General features: G+C 53.2%; 12 protein-coding genes. 2 read left to right on the top strand and 10 right to left on the bottom strand.

All coding sequences use genetic code 11. The features are described from left to right. Positions 1-15 precede the first annotated feature (15 nt). From der to PG062_RS12850, 7 genes are all read right to left on the bottom strand, one after another. The gene (der, locus tag PG062_RS12880; protein WP_270752561.1) at positions 16-1347 is read right to left on the bottom strand and encodes a ribosome biogenesis GTPase Der; all 1332 of its coding nucleotides are present in this window, start codon (positions 1345-1347) and stop codon (positions 16-18) included. A 60-nt stretch (positions 1348-1407) separates the two neighbouring features. Continuing rightward, a complete protein-coding gene (locus PG062_RS12875; protein ID WP_270752559.1) occupies positions 1408-2760 on the bottom strand; it encodes a DUF512 domain-containing protein in 1353 nt (450 codons plus the stop codon). Between the two features lie 83 nt (positions 2761-2843). Then, positions 2844-3032 (bottom strand): 50S ribosomal protein L32, encoded by a 189-nt coding sequence (gene rpmF / locus PG062_RS12870; protein WP_113999801.1) that lies wholly within the window; start codon positions 3030-3032, stop codon positions 2844-2846. A 24-nt stretch (positions 3033-3056) separates the two neighbouring features. Continuing rightward, positions 3057-3557 (bottom strand): YceD family protein, encoded by a 501-nt coding sequence (locus PG062_RS12865; protein ID WP_113999800.1) that lies wholly within the window; start codon positions 3555-3557, stop codon positions 3057-3059. A gap of 211 nt (positions 3558-3768) precedes the next feature. Beyond that, entirely contained in the window at positions 3769-4173 is a 405-nt protein-coding gene (locus PG062_RS12860; protein WP_113999799.1) for an ATP-binding protein, read from the bottom strand. A gap of 38 nt (positions 4174-4211) precedes the next feature. Beyond that, entirely contained in the window at positions 4212-5543 is a 1332-nt protein-coding gene (locus tag PG062_RS12855) for a glucose-6-phosphate isomerase (protein ID WP_270752558.1), read from the bottom strand. Positions 5544-5647: 104 nt separating this feature from the next. Next, positions 5648-6811 (bottom strand): D-alanyl-D-alanine carboxypeptidase family protein, encoded by a 1164-nt coding sequence (locus PG062_RS12850; RefSeq protein ID WP_270752557.1) that lies wholly within the window; start codon positions 6809-6811, stop codon positions 5648-5650. 214 nt (positions 6812-7025) lie between these two features. On the opposite strand from PG062_RS12850, the gene mtaB reads away from it, so the two are divergent. Together mtaB and PG062_RS12840 are read left to right on the top strand one after the other, a co-directional pair. Beyond that, on the top strand, positions 7026-8324 hold the full coding sequence (gene mtaB, locus PG062_RS12845; protein WP_270752556.1) for a tRNA (N(6)-L-threonylcarbamoyladenosine(37)-C(2))-methylthiotransferase MtaB: 1299 nt from the start codon (positions 7026-7028) through the stop codon (positions 8322-8324). A 421-nt stretch (positions 8325-8745) separates the two neighbouring features. Then, the gene (locus PG062_RS12840; RefSeq protein WP_113999880.1) at positions 8746-10269 is read left to right on the top strand and encodes a 4Fe-4S dicluster domain-containing protein; all 1524 of its coding nucleotides are present in this window, start codon (positions 8746-8748) and stop codon (positions 10267-10269) included. 517 nt (positions 10270-10786) lie between these two features. Here the strand turns inward: PG062_RS12840 and rlmH are convergent. The 3 genes from rlmH to murA all read right to left on the bottom strand — a co-directional run bounded on the left by rlmH (position 10787) and on the right by murA (position 13477). Beyond that, positions 10787-11272: a 23S rRNA (pseudouridine(1915)-N(3))-methyltransferase RlmH gene (rlmH, locus tag PG062_RS12835; protein WP_113999881.1), complete on the bottom strand. Its 486-nt coding sequence runs from the start codon at positions 11270-11272 to the stop codon at positions 10787-10789. An 8-nt stretch (positions 11273-11280) separates the two neighbouring features. Beyond that, complete coding sequence (locus tag PG062_RS12830; RefSeq protein WP_270752555.1) at positions 11281-12069, bottom strand: MBL fold metallo-hydrolase; 789 nt, start codon at positions 12067-12069, stop codon at positions 11281-11283. Positions 12070-12196: 127 nt separating this feature from the next. Then, the gene (gene murA / locus PG062_RS12825) at positions 12197-13477 is read right to left on the bottom strand and encodes a UDP-N-acetylglucosamine 1-carboxyvinyltransferase (RefSeq protein ID WP_113999883.1); all 1281 of its coding nucleotides are present in this window, start codon (positions 13475-13477) and stop codon (positions 12197-12199) included. Between the last annotated feature and the right edge of the window lie 134 nt (positions 13478-13611).

The following is a 13611-nucleotide window of genomic DNA, read 5'->3' as shown; positions in this document are numbered from 1 at the left end:
TCCCCCTCGTGGTCCTCAGCGTGCCGAACCATCGCCGTGCTCACGAATCAGCAGGCGTATCGGTGTACCGGTCAGGCCAAAGTTTTCCCGAATCTGGTTTTCAATATAGCGCTGGTAAGAAAAATGGAACAACGCTTTCTGGTTGACGAACGCAACAAATGTTGGCGGGCGGGTGGAGCTTTGGGTGATATAGAAAATCTTGAGGCGCTTGCCCTTATCAGAGGGCGGCTGCACACGCGCGGTAGAGCGCGCCAGCATCTCGTTCAATGCGCCGGTCGGGATGCGGGTGCCGTTCTGCACGTCCACATACTGGATGGTTTCAAACAGTTTGTCCAGCCGCTGGCCGGTTTTTGCGCTGATGAACAGGATGGGCGCATAAGACATAAAGCTGAAATCCTCTTCCAGCTGCTTGCGCATCTTGTCCATGGTGTAGCTGTCTTTTTCAACGGCATCCCACTTGTTTACAGCAATAATGCAGGCCTTGCCCTGGTCATGGGCATAACCGGCAACCTTGGAATCCTGCTCCGTAAAGCCGACGGTTGCATCAATCATGATAACGCACACGCGGCTGCGTTCCACAGCAGCCAGGCTGCGCAGCACGCTGTAGCGCTCCACACCGCTTTCCACCTTGCCGCGCTTGCGCAGACCGGCGGTATCGGTAAAGATAAACTTGCCGTACTGGTTTTCCACCATGGTATCAATGGCATCACGGGTGGTACCTGCCTCATTGGCAACAATCAGGCGGTTTTCGCCCAAAATATGGTTGATCAGGCTGGATTTGCCCACGTTGGGGCGGCCAATGACGGCAACAGGAATGCGGTCCTCTTCTTCCTCATCGTTGTCATCAAAGTGCAGGTTCTCACACACGGTATCTAACAGGTCGCCGGTACCATGGCCATGAACGCTGGAAATCGGCACGATATCGCCAATGCCAAGACTGTAAAAGTCATACAGCTCCATCGGCGGTTCGCCGACTTTATCACACTTGTTGACTGCCAGAACCACAGGCTTGCCGCTGCGCATCAGCATACCGGCAATATCCTGGTCCTGGGCGGTAACGCCAGCGCCAATTTCGCCCACCATGATAATACAATCTGCGGAATCAATGGCGATCTGGGCCTGTTCCCGCATATGGGCCAGCAGGCCGTCGTCAATGTTGGGCTCAATGCCGCCGGTATCAACCAGCAGGAACTTATGGCCGCACCATTCGCAATCACAGAAAATACGGTCGCGGGTAACGCCGGGCGTATCTTCCACAATGGCAAGGCGCTGGCCGGTCAGCTTGTTAAAAAGCGTTGACTTGCCCACATTGGGGCGGCCAACGATGGCTACGATCGGTTTTGCCATAGTCAAATGCCTCCTTACATAATAAAGTTTATGCGGTTTACACCGCAAATACGGGCGGGATTACCGCCCACCAAAAGAAAAATGCAGCTTTTTGCGTTTGGGTTTTGGCTTCAGTTCCCCAAGGTAAGCTTTGCACCCACCGGCACCATCGGTTGGGATAACCTCAATCTCACAGCCAAGGGCCTCCCCCAGCTGCTTGACGGTGAGATCATCCAAAAAGCGGTCTTTTTCGTCCCGGAGCATCACTTCGGGAACACAAAGAATATTGCTGCTCAAATTGCCCTTGCATTGCTTGATGATATCCGTTCCCGTCACAAGGCCCGCAACGCTGACAGTGCCGCCAAAATAATCGTTCTGGATGGCGTGTACGGTAACGGAGATCTGCGGGTATTTGGCATGGGTGGCTTCTGCCATTTCGCGGATAAGCGGCGCGGCAAGGGTTCCGGTCACAACATCAATGCTGCGCGGTTCCACATTGCTGCGTGGGATCTGCAACTCATCCCGGAAGGAATCATGATACATCCGCCACATGCCAACGCCGTCTTCCAGCTGGTCATAGTTGTCATAGAATTCAGCAGGGGGAACTTCCCTCCCCGCCAGCAGATACCATTCATCACTGGGGTAAACAACACTGCGGCCGTACTGTTTCCGGCAGCGGGCACAATATTCCTCCATGATGTCCAGCGTTTCGGCGGCGGACTGCTGGTCGTAAGGCGTCAGCTTAAACAGCCCCTTACGGTAGGCTGTTACACCGGCGGGCACGGCAGCAATACTTTCCACCTGCGGCCGTAGCCGCAACAGGTCGTCCAGCGTGCGGCGTAGCTCGTCTCCATCATTGATGCCGCGGCATAACACCAGCTGGCAGTTCATATCAATGCCGCCTTTGGCAAACACGTCCAGATAGCGCAGGGTTTCGGCTGCGCGCTTGTTTGCCATCATGCGTACCCGCAGCTGGGGGTTGGTGGTGTGCACCGAGATGAAAATAGGGCTGATATGCAGCTTGATAATGCGCTCAACCTCACGGTCCGTCAGGTTGGTCATCGTGATATAATTGCCATACAAAAAGGAAAGACGTTCATCGTCATCCTTAAAGTAAAGCGGTTCCCGCATACCAGGGGGCAGCTGGTCAATAAAACAGAACATGCAATGGTTAGCACAACTGTGCTTTTCATCACCAAGGTATGTTTTGAAATTGCAGCCGAAAGGCTCATATTCCCCTTTTTCAACAGAAATTTGCTGCTGTGCACCATTCTGGCAGATCGTCAGAGTGAAATGCGGCGCAGAGGTATAGAACTGATAGTCCAATGCATCGTTCAGGGGGTTACCATCAATGGCCAACAGCGTACAGCCAGGTTCCAAGCCCAAACGCTGTGCGGGGGAATGTTCATCAACACTGACAAGATGTAGCGGCATGGTGGCAGCTCCTTTCCGGCAGAATAAAAAATGGGGATAAACAAGAAAAAGGGAGAGGCACAGCCCCTCCCTTTAAGAAGCAATTAAGCCTCTTTGCTAACCTTGACAACTTCGACGCCCTTGTAGTAGCCACACTTGCCACAAACCTGATGGGGCACCTTGAGTTCGCCACACTGAGGACATTTCACCAGCGTAGGAGCCTCCAGCTTCCAAACGTTAGAACGGCGTTTATCGCGACGGGCTTTGGATTGTTTTCTCTTGGGTACTGCCATTTTTAAGCACCTCCTTGGTGAAATTCAACTAAGCAGTTGTTTTAATATGCTAAGCCGGGCATCTGCAGGGGCAGCTTCGTCTGCCGGTTGGCAGTTACATCCTGCCGCCTTCCTTTTGCCACAGATGGGGCATAGGCCTTGACAATCGGGGCTGCATAAAAGTACCCGCGGAATTTTGAAAATCAATTCCTGGTACACGAGCTCCCGTATATCCAAGCAGCCTTTTTCATCCAGCGGTAACTCAAAGTCCGGGTCATCAAGCTCACGCTCTTTGACGAAATAATCCACACTAAAATTGTAACTCTGGTGAATGGGTGTAAGGCAACGTGCACATTCGGCATCGGTTTCAGCGGCAATCGTCAGCTGCATGACCACACCATCAGCAGTGGGCACAGCCTGAAAAGAACCTGTGACCGGTTCACGGATCACACTTCCATCAAAATTTTCTGTGGAGAAATCTTCAGAAAATTGCGCTGTATAGGGCGTTTTGCCCGTTTTGAAATAGTTCCGAATATCAAAGCGCATAGTTACACCTCAAAAGGTTGCTTATCTAGTATACACAAGTCGACCCATCTTGTCAACAAAAAAACAGAAAAAAGTAAAAGAATTTGATTTTCCCACTCTTTTCAATCGGATGGGCAGCTGTATTGCAGCAAAAGCCACTGCTTTTGCACGGCATACCAAAGGGGCAGGCTCTTGCAGCGCCTGCCCCCCAGTTACTTAAAGGACAATGCTTTTACAGGTACTTCTTGATGCCTTCCGGCAGAGAAGCCTGATCAGCGGATACGGTCACAACAACCTCAACACTATTGCCTGCAATCTTATCAATCTCAGCCAGGACCTTGGCGGCTGCATCCATGTTGTGGTCAACGATTTTCAGGATGCCGTCAATGAACAGTTCGGTGATATCATAGTTACCAGCCAGAACACCAGCAACAAAACCGTACAGCATATCAGCGCCGTTGATGTCGTATTCATCGGCGTCCAGCAGGCGGGCTGCGTGGTTAATCTCGGTGGTAAGTTTCATGGACTTCTCAATAACAACGATGTTGCCGGAAGTGGTCTTGGTTGCGTTGTTGATCATATCGATCATGGTCTTGGTTTTGCCGGAGCCTTTGGCGCCAACGATCAGTTTAATCATAAGAAGTGACCTCCTTTATATTGAAGCGGAAACAGGCATTAGCCAAGCTTTGCCTCCAGCTCCGCTTTGCGATCCTCATAACCAGGTTTGCCAAGCAGGGCAAACATGTTCTTTTTGTAGCTTTCCACGCCGGGCTGGTCAAACGGATTGACGCTCAGCAGATAACCGGAAACAGCGCATGCTTTCCAGAAGAAGTAAATCAGGTAGCCAACATTATAAGCATCCAGAGAATCTACTTCAATCACGCCGATCGGCACGCCGCCATCATTATGGGCCAGAATGGTGCCTTCCATGGCCTTGCGGTTTACAACGCTCATGTTCTGGTCAGCTAGGAAATTCAGACCATCAAAGTTGCCTTCCAGCGGTTCAATGTAAAAATCCTCACGGGTATTCTTGATATCGACATAAGTCTCGAACATCGTGCGGCTACCATCCTGCAGGAACTGACCCATGGAGTGCAGGTCAGTCGAGAAGACGCAGGAAGTCGGCATCAGACCTTTCTGGTCTTTGCCTTCGCTTTCGCCAAACAGCTGCTTGTACCATTCGTTCATCATGGTAAAGTCGGGCTCAAAAGCGGCCAGGGTTTCCACAACCTTGCCCTTGCGGTACAGGATGTTGCGGGTCATCGCATAACGATAAGCATCGTTATCCTTGCTGCAAACGCTGTAAGCTTCGCGGGCATCAGCAGCACCTTTCATCAGGGCATCAATGTCGATACCGGCACAGGCGATGGGCAACAGACCAACGGCAGTCAGAACAGAGTAACGGCCGCCAACATCATCAGGAACAACAAAGGTCGGCCAGCCCTGTGCATCAGCCAGCTGCTTCAGGGTGCCTTTGGCACGGTCAGTGGTGGCATAAATGCGCTTGTTCGCCTCTTCCGGGCCAACGGAATCTTCCAGCAACTTGCGCAGAACGCGGAACGCCAGAGCGGTTTCGGTGGTGGTACCGGATTTAGAAATAACATTGATGGAGAAACGCTTACCCTTGGTCACCTTAATGATGTCGTTCAGGTAAGTGGGAGAAATTGTGTTACCGCAGAAATAAATCTTCAGGCCGTCCTCGGTATCGTTGTGATACAGACCCTTGACTGCTTCGACAACAGCGCGTGCGCCCAGGTAAGAGCCGCCGATACCGGCGACCAGCAGCACATCGGAATCTTCACGGATCTTTTTGGCTGCTTCCTTGATACGGGCAAACTCTTCCTTGTCATAATTAACAGGCAGGTCCAGCCAGCCCAAAAAATCATTGCCAGCACCGGAACGGGATTCCAACTGCTGGTGGGCAAGCTCGACCTGCGGGAAGATCGTATCATATTCTTCGGGACGGATAAACTTTGCAAGATGTTTGCCATTGTATTTGACACTCATCGCTTAAATCCTCCTCATCCATAATTTAGTAACTTCATGATACAGTTTTTACGCTTGATTGTCAAGCCAAAACCTGGCGTTTTTCATCCGTTTTGCACAAAACCTTACGCTGTAAGCCATAAAGCATTGACAACACGCCGGAAACAACCGCTAAAACTGCGCGCGTCAACAGGTTTTGCCGCAATAATTGGGCAGCTTTGCAAAATGCCCTGGCTGTTTTTGATGTTTAGGCTGCCGATAACCGAACCTTCCCGGATGGGAGCCTCCAGCGTTTGCGGAAGCTCAACTTCAGCTTGCAGGGCGCTGCCCTGCCCTTTTACGGCCAGGCAGCGCTCCGGCGCGGTGTAACATAGTTCCAGCGTGGGCTCTTCACCCTTCTGCACGGGCAGTGTTTTGGGGGCGTCTGCCGGGATGGGAACCAACGCACTTTCAAACATAGCGAAGCCATAATCCAGCAGGCTGGTGGCAGCGGCAAAGCGCTCCTTGCCGCTGGAAGAACCCAGCACAACAGCAATCAGCCGCAAATCATCCCGCGATGCACTGGCGGAGATGCACACACCGGCCTTGCCGGTTGTTCCCGTTTTCAGCCCGGTGATGCCATTATAGCTTTTCAGCAGTTTGTTGGTGTTCACCAGTTGGGTTGTACCGCCGCGCAGGGTATCCATCCATACAGTGCAGTAATTTTCAATTTCCGGGTGGTTCAGCAGCATTTCCCGGCTCATGATGGCGACATCGCGCGCGGTGGAAAGGTGGCCGTCTTCATCCAGCCCGCAGGCGTTGCGGAACGTGGTGCTCTGCATACCCAGCTCTTTGGCGCGGGCGTTCATGCGCTCCACAAATACCGGCTCGCTGCCACCAATAAATTCGGCAACGGCTACTGCGGCATCGTTGGCGGAGGAAATACAGATGGCTTTCAGCATTTCATCTAATGTCAGCTGTTCGCCGGGTTCCAGCCAAATCTGGCTTCCACCCATATGATAGGCGTGTTCGGATACGGGGACGATATCACTCAGGCTGACCTTCCCTGCTTCCAGTGCTTCAAAGGTCAACAGCAGCGTCATAATCTTGGTGATGGAGGCGATAGGGCGGGACTCGTCGGCGTTCTTTTCATATAAGACTGTGCCGGAATCTTCATCAATCAGGATAGCCGCCTGGCAGGGAACATCAAAATCCCGATCGGTGGCCGGGTTAATATCCAGCGCTGCACAGGGCAGCGCATTCAAGATAAAAAATAATCCCAAAATCAGGGCTGCAACCCGCTTTTTCATGACCAAAGCCTCCCCTGCCATCGTCTTTGGCCGGGCGCTGCCCGGCAAGAATGTTTTTTGCTTTGGTGATATTGTATGCGGTATAAGGGATGTTTATTGCAGCCGCATGGTATTACCACTCATCTTTTTCTGTGTGGGCGGTGGAGCCTTGTCAGAATGGGCAGATTCTATTATAATACTAATAGAGCGTTAACCAATAGAAGGACGGAATACGATGAGAGTTTGTTTTTATACCCTCGGCTGTAAAGTCAACCAGAACGAAACGGGTGCGTTGGCCCAGCTGTTTGAGCAAAATGGGTTTACCGTAGTGGAAGAAAAAGACGGTGCGGATGTTTATGTGGTCAACAGCTGCACCGTGACGAACTTTGGCGACCAGAAAAGCCGCAAATGGCTGCGCCGCGCCAAACGCGAAAACCCCGGCGCGGTGACAGTTCTGACGGGCTGTTACCCGCAGGCGTTCCCGGAAGAAGCCGCTAAAATTGAAGAAGCCGATGTGGTAACGGGTTCCGGCAACCGCCACGCCATTTTGCAGGATGTGCAAAAAGTGTTGAACGGCGAGGAAACCAAGGTGGTGGACATTCGCCCGCACCAGAAGGGCGAAAGCTTTGAAGAACTGCCGATGGACCGCTTTGCAGATCACACCCGCGCATTTGTGAAGGTAGAAGATGGCTGCAACCGCCGCTGCGCTTATTGCGTGATTCCCCGCGCCCGCGGCCCGGTGCGCAGCCGCAGCGAAATAAGCATTCTGGAAGAACTGCGCCGCTTGGCGGCATCCGGTTACTGTGAAGTTGTGCTGACGGCAATCAGCCTGCCCAGCTATGGCAAAGATACCGGAACGGGCCTGGCGGAGCTGGTGGAACATGCGGCGGCTGTGGCGGGCATTGAGCGCATCCGCTTGGGCAGCCTTGACCCGGATATGCTGACGGATGACGATATCCGCCGCCTGGCTGCTGTGCCGAAGCTTTGCCCGCAGTTCCATCTGAGCCTGCAAAGCGGCAGCAGCAAGACTCTGCGCGCCATGCGCCGCCCTTATACCACGGAACAATATGCCGCCGTTGCCGCAAAGCTGCGAGAAGCTTTTGGCGAGGAAAACGTGAGCATTACGACCGATGTGATTGTGGGCTTTCCCGGCGAGACGGAGCAGGATTTTGAGGACAGCATGGCATTTGTGGCAGGACAGCGCTTTTTGAAAGTACATGTTTTCCCCTATTCTCGCCGCGAAGGAACGCCCGCGTTCGATTTTCCGAATCAGGTTCCGGAGCATGAAAAGGAATCCCGCAGCCGTCGCATGACCGCCGCTGTGGAGAAGGTACGCGCAGAACTGGCCCATGCAGCACAGGGGCGCACGGCACAGGTGCTGCTGGAAACCCCACTGTCCTCCACCTTGTTCACCGGATACACCAAACAGTATCTGCCAGTTGTGGTCAATGCGCCGGGGCACAAAAGCGGTGAAATCGTGACCGTAACACTGGGTGAATGGGACGGCAAGCGTTGCCGCGCCCAGGCACAGTGATGGACAAGGCGGGAAAACATAAAATTTGCGCGGTTTTTTCTTGAATTTCCGGGTTTTCCTCTTGTAATAAAGGCGGTTTCTTGGTAAAATCTTAACAGGAGCCGTATCGTTATTATTTTAACTTAGGGCAATACCGCATAATTCTAAGTGCCGATACGGCGAGCGAGGTGCGGCAGATGCTAAGCCAAAAGCGCAGATAATACTGGATGTCTTATCGAGCATTTTGGCAACGCAGATGCCGTGCCGCAGCTGCCGGAGCGGTGCTTAAGCCGCAAGGCGGGAATTGTGCGGTGTTGCCTTAGAGCATGGAAAACAGCAATTTCCATTGCGGCGCACATCCAGCGAATGTGCGTGTGCGGGGCCGAACCGCGGCTTTGCACATACGGCCAATTAGAAGTTTTGTGTAAGGAGCATAAGCACAATGAGAGGCATTTATACCCCTGTAACCGACATTCGGCGCAAGGTATTTACCGAAGTTGCCCGCATGTCCTATGAGAGCAATGAAATGGCAGATTACGCGAAGGAAATCCGGGACCTGCCCTTTAAGATCATGCCCGGCGAGGACTCTTCGCTGCGCAGCAGCATCTTCCTGGAGAGAGCGATTGTTTCTGAACGCATCCGTCTGGCTATGGGCCTTTCTCTGCGCCCGGTTACCGAGAGCGTTTCTGCTACCGAAGACCTGGAGCACAGCGTAATTGCTGACAAGTACTATGAGCCACCGCTGATCAACGTTATCAAGTTTGCCTGTAACAAGTGCCCGGAAAAGATCATAAAGGTTACCAGCATGTGCCAGGGCTGCCTGGCTCACCCCTGCCAGGAGGTCTGCCCCAAAAAGGCAATCAGCTTCCGCAATGGCCGCAGTCACATTGATCAGGATCTCTGCATCAAGTGCGGCCGCTGCGTAACCACCTGCCCGTACAACGCCATCGTCAAGGTGGAGCGCCCCTGCGCCAAGGCTTGCGGCGTTGGTGCTATTCGTTCTGACGAGCATGGCCGCGCAGATATTGATTACAACAAGTGCGTATCCTGCGGTATGTGCCTGGTCAACTGCCCGTTCGGCGCTATCGTGGATAAGGGACAGATCTTCCAGCTGATCCAGTCCATCAAGCGCGGAGATGAAGTCATCGCCATCGTGGCACCTGCCTTTGTCAACCAGTTCCCCAACATGACCCCCGCCAAACTGCGCGAGGCCATGAAGCGCCTGGGCTTTGCCAACACTGCAGAAGTTGCCATCGGTGCTGACCTGTGCACCATTGATGAAGCGCATGACTTCCTGGAGGAAGTTCCCTCCAAGCACCCGTTCATGGGAACCTCCTGCTGCCCGGCGTGGAGCGTTATGGCCAAGAAGAACTTCCCCAAGTTTGCTGACTGCATCAGCATGGCCATGACCCCCATGGTGCTGACTGCCCGCCTGCTGAAGCAGGATCACCCCGCAGCCCGTATCTGCTTTGTCGGCCCCTGCGCCGCAAAGAAGCTGGAAGCCAGCCGCCACAGTGTGCGCAGCGAGGTTGACTTTGTCCTGACATTTGAAGAACTGATGGGCATGTTTGAAGCCAAGCAGATCAACTTTGATGACCTGCCGGATGACCCGAATGATAACTTCAACAATGCCAGTGCCGACGGCCGCGGCTTTGCCGTCAGCGGCGGTGTTGCACAGGCGGTCGTCAATGTCATCAAGAAGGAAGACCCGACCCGCGAAGTGAAGGTCGTTTCCGCACAGGGCCTGGCAGAATGCAAGAAGATGATGCAGCTGGCTGCTGCCGGCAAGTACAACGGCTATCTGCTGGAAGGTATGGCCTGCCCCGGCGGCTGCATTGCCGGTGCCGGCACTTTGGCTGATCCTGCCCGCAGCGCAATGATGCTGAACAAGTACAAGGCACAGGCAACGATGAAGACCGCTGCCGATACCCCGTACAAGGATACCCTGGATAAGCTGAAGTACTAATTTTTGCGGCGTAGCGGAAGTCGAGCCGATAGGCTGACCCGGTAAGCCAAAACAAAATATAATATAACGTTCCCCGGAACTGGTTTGCTGTTAGGGCAGAATGGTTCCGGGGAACATTTTTGTTTTTTACATGCAGTTGTTAAAGCACTGCCCTGTGGATGACTTGTCTCTATCCACAAAAAGGAGTGTTAAGGAAAGCAGCACGCCCGGTAGATCAGGTTTTGGCTGTTTGATAATATAAGAGAGCTGACCGTCCATTTTCGCACAAAAAAATATAAGGCAATACCGCATAATTCTAAGTGCCGATACGGCGAGCGAGGTGCGGCAGATGCCAAGCCAAAAGCGCAGATAATACTGGATGTCTTATCGAGCATTTTGGCAACGCAGATGCCGTGCCGCAGCCGCCGGAGCGGTGCTTAAGCCGTAAGGCGGGAATTATGCGGTGTTGCCATAAGGCATAAAAACAGCAAGGCCAGACAGAACATTGGCGTTGTCCATCTGGCTTTGCTGTTTTATATTATTTGTGATATTTCATGCCATTGTTGATGGTGCAGGCGCGGTAGATCTGTTCCGTCAGTACAAGGCGGGCCAGTTGGTGCGGCATCGTGATGCGTCCCATGGACAGCTTTGCGTTGGCGGCCTTTTTTACAGAATCCGCCAGCCCGTGGGATGAGCCAATTACAAATGCAATATCCCCCGCCCCGCTATTGGCGCGGTCTGCAATCAGTTTTGCCAGCTCTTCACTGGAAAATTGTTTACCTTCCACGCAAAGCGCGGCGAGATATTCCCCTTTGCGCAGGCTGGAAAGAATGGCGGTGGCCTCTTTGTCCAGAGCTTTGCTGATTTGGGCGTCACTGGCGTTTTTATCTGCAATCGCAGCTTCTGGCAGCTCAATAATGCGGAAATTGCAGAAAGCGCCAAGACGCTTTTGATATTCGGCAACGCCTGCCGCAAAATAGGGCGCGTTCAACTTTCCAACACAAATCAAATCAATATTCTGCATGGGGTACCTCAGAACTCTATGTAGGGGCTTACTTCATTGCGGGACTGTGCCTGAATCAGCACATCCCGCCCTGGCTGGATGCCAGCGGCAAGCAAGACATTGTATACTGTGGTTAGTGCCAGCTCTGGCGAATTGTTAGTTTGGCTGAGATGGCACAGCGCAAACTTTTTGCAGCCGTCCTGAATCAGGTCCAGCAGCTCGGCCGCACAGGCGCGGTTGTCCAGGTGGCCGCGGTCGCTGGCAATACGCACTTTGAGATAATAAGGATACGGCCCACCGTGCAGGCTGAACGAGTCGTAGTTGGCTTCCAGCGCAACCAGGCTGCAACCGGCAAGGTTTTCCTGCACGACAGGAGTTAATACACCAAGGTCCGTGGCAAGCGCCATAATGTGGCCGTCCGGCGTTGTGACGCGGTAGCCACAGCACGGTACATCGTGGCTGGTGGGAAAGCTGGAAACACGGAATGTGCCAATATCCTCAGTGCGGCCATCCATGGCAATCGCGTCCAGTGCGGGCGGAATGGTTCCGCGGGAATAAAGCGTATCCAATGTGTCAGCACAGCCATAGACTGGCACCGAATAATGCTTGAAAAAAGTATCCAACCCGCTGACATGGTCTGAGTGTTCGTGCGTAATGAGAATGCCCTCACAGTCTGATACAGCAAGCCCCAGGCTGCGGAGCGCATTCAAGGTTGTACGGCAGCTTTTGCCCATATCGATCAGAAGGTACTTTCCCTCGTGCAAAATCAGGGCGCAGTTGCCGGAGGAACCGGAATACAGTGTGGTAAATAATGCCATAAAGAATGATATCCTTTTGAATTGCGGCTGCACGGGCGCATCAATGCAAAATACAGCCTTTGATGAAACGCTTTTGCCAACGGCCATAAAAAACAGGCCGCATTGCTGCGGCCCGTAAAAGCCAGTGTTACATTGCGCGAGTCATGCGTACAGGGACTTCTACACGGCGGATATCCGCGCCAAGTGCCTGCAGCTTTTCTACAATGTTTTCGTAACCACGCTCAATGTGTGCGGTCTCGTCAATTTCGCTGACACCATCCGCGGCAAGGGCAGCCATGACCATCGCCGCGCCGGCACGCAGATCCAGCGCACGCAGCGGGGCGGGATACAGCTTTTTCACACCCTCAATAACGGCGACCTGGCCATCGACCTGGATGTTAGCACCCATACGGATCAGCTCGTCCACATAGCGGAAGCGGTTTTCCCAGATGCCTTCCGTTACAATGGAAGTGCCATCGGCCAGCGTCAGTAGCACTGTCATCAATGGCTGCATATCCGTCGGAAATCCGGGGTGCGGCATGGTCTTGATTTTAACCGGATGGATGGCACCGTGGCGCACAATGCGCATGGCATCATCGTATTCGGTCACTTCGCAACCAGCGGCGCGGAGCTTTGCGGTAATGGGCTCCATATGTTTAGGAATCACATTGTGCAGGGTCACATCGCCGCCGGTAATAGCTGCACCAACCATATAGCTCCCCGCTTCAATCTGGTCCGGAATGATGGAATAAGAGCAACCATGCAGCTGCTTGACGCCACGAATCTTGATAACATCCGTACCGGCACCGTGCACATCAGCACCCATCATGTTCAGGCAGTTGGCAAGGTCTACAACATGCGGCTCACGGGCAACGTTTTCCAGAATGGTCAGGCCCTCCGCTTTCACAGCGGCCAGCATGGCGTTCATGGTGGCGCCAACGGAAACCGTATCAAAAAAGATATGGCTCCCAGTCAGGTGCTCTGCACGAACACGGATCATGCCGTATTCAACGGAATCATCGGCACCCATAGCGGTAAAGGCTTTCAGGTGCTGGTCAATCGGGCGCGGTCCCAGATTGCAGCCACCGGGCATGGCAACCTGACCGGCACCAAAGCGGCCCAGCAGCGCGCCCAAAAAATAATAACTGGCACGCATCTGGCGGGAAAGCTCGTTCGATACCTCGGTGCAGTTCAAATGGGTCGTATCAATTTCATATGTGCTTTTGCTAATCATGCGGATGCTGGCCCCCAGCTCGCTCAGGATCTGGAGGGAGGCCATAACATCGCTGATACAGGGAAGGTTTTCGATGGTACATTTATCTGCCGCGAGAATGGTGGCCGGCAAAATTGCCACAGCGGCATTCTTGGCGCCGCCGATAACGACATCGCCGTTCAGGGGCTTGCCCCCATGAATCACAAACTTTTCCAAGCAGCTACTCTCCTTTTAGGGTAAAACGTGCGAAACAGCCCACAGCAATCAGGAGCCACCGCACACATATATTGTATTATACACCATCCAGTGTACTTTGAAAAGCGCTGACCCTATTATTTGTAAAAAAATAG

The organism is Gemmiger qucibialis, from assembly GCF_027689445.1.
Taxonomy (GTDB): Bacteria; Bacillota; Clostridia; order Oscillospirales; family Ruminococcaceae; genus Gemmiger; species Gemmiger qucibialis.
The sequence above is the reverse complement of the archived record's forward strand: the minus strand, read 5'-3'. Positions and strand labels throughout refer to the sequence as shown.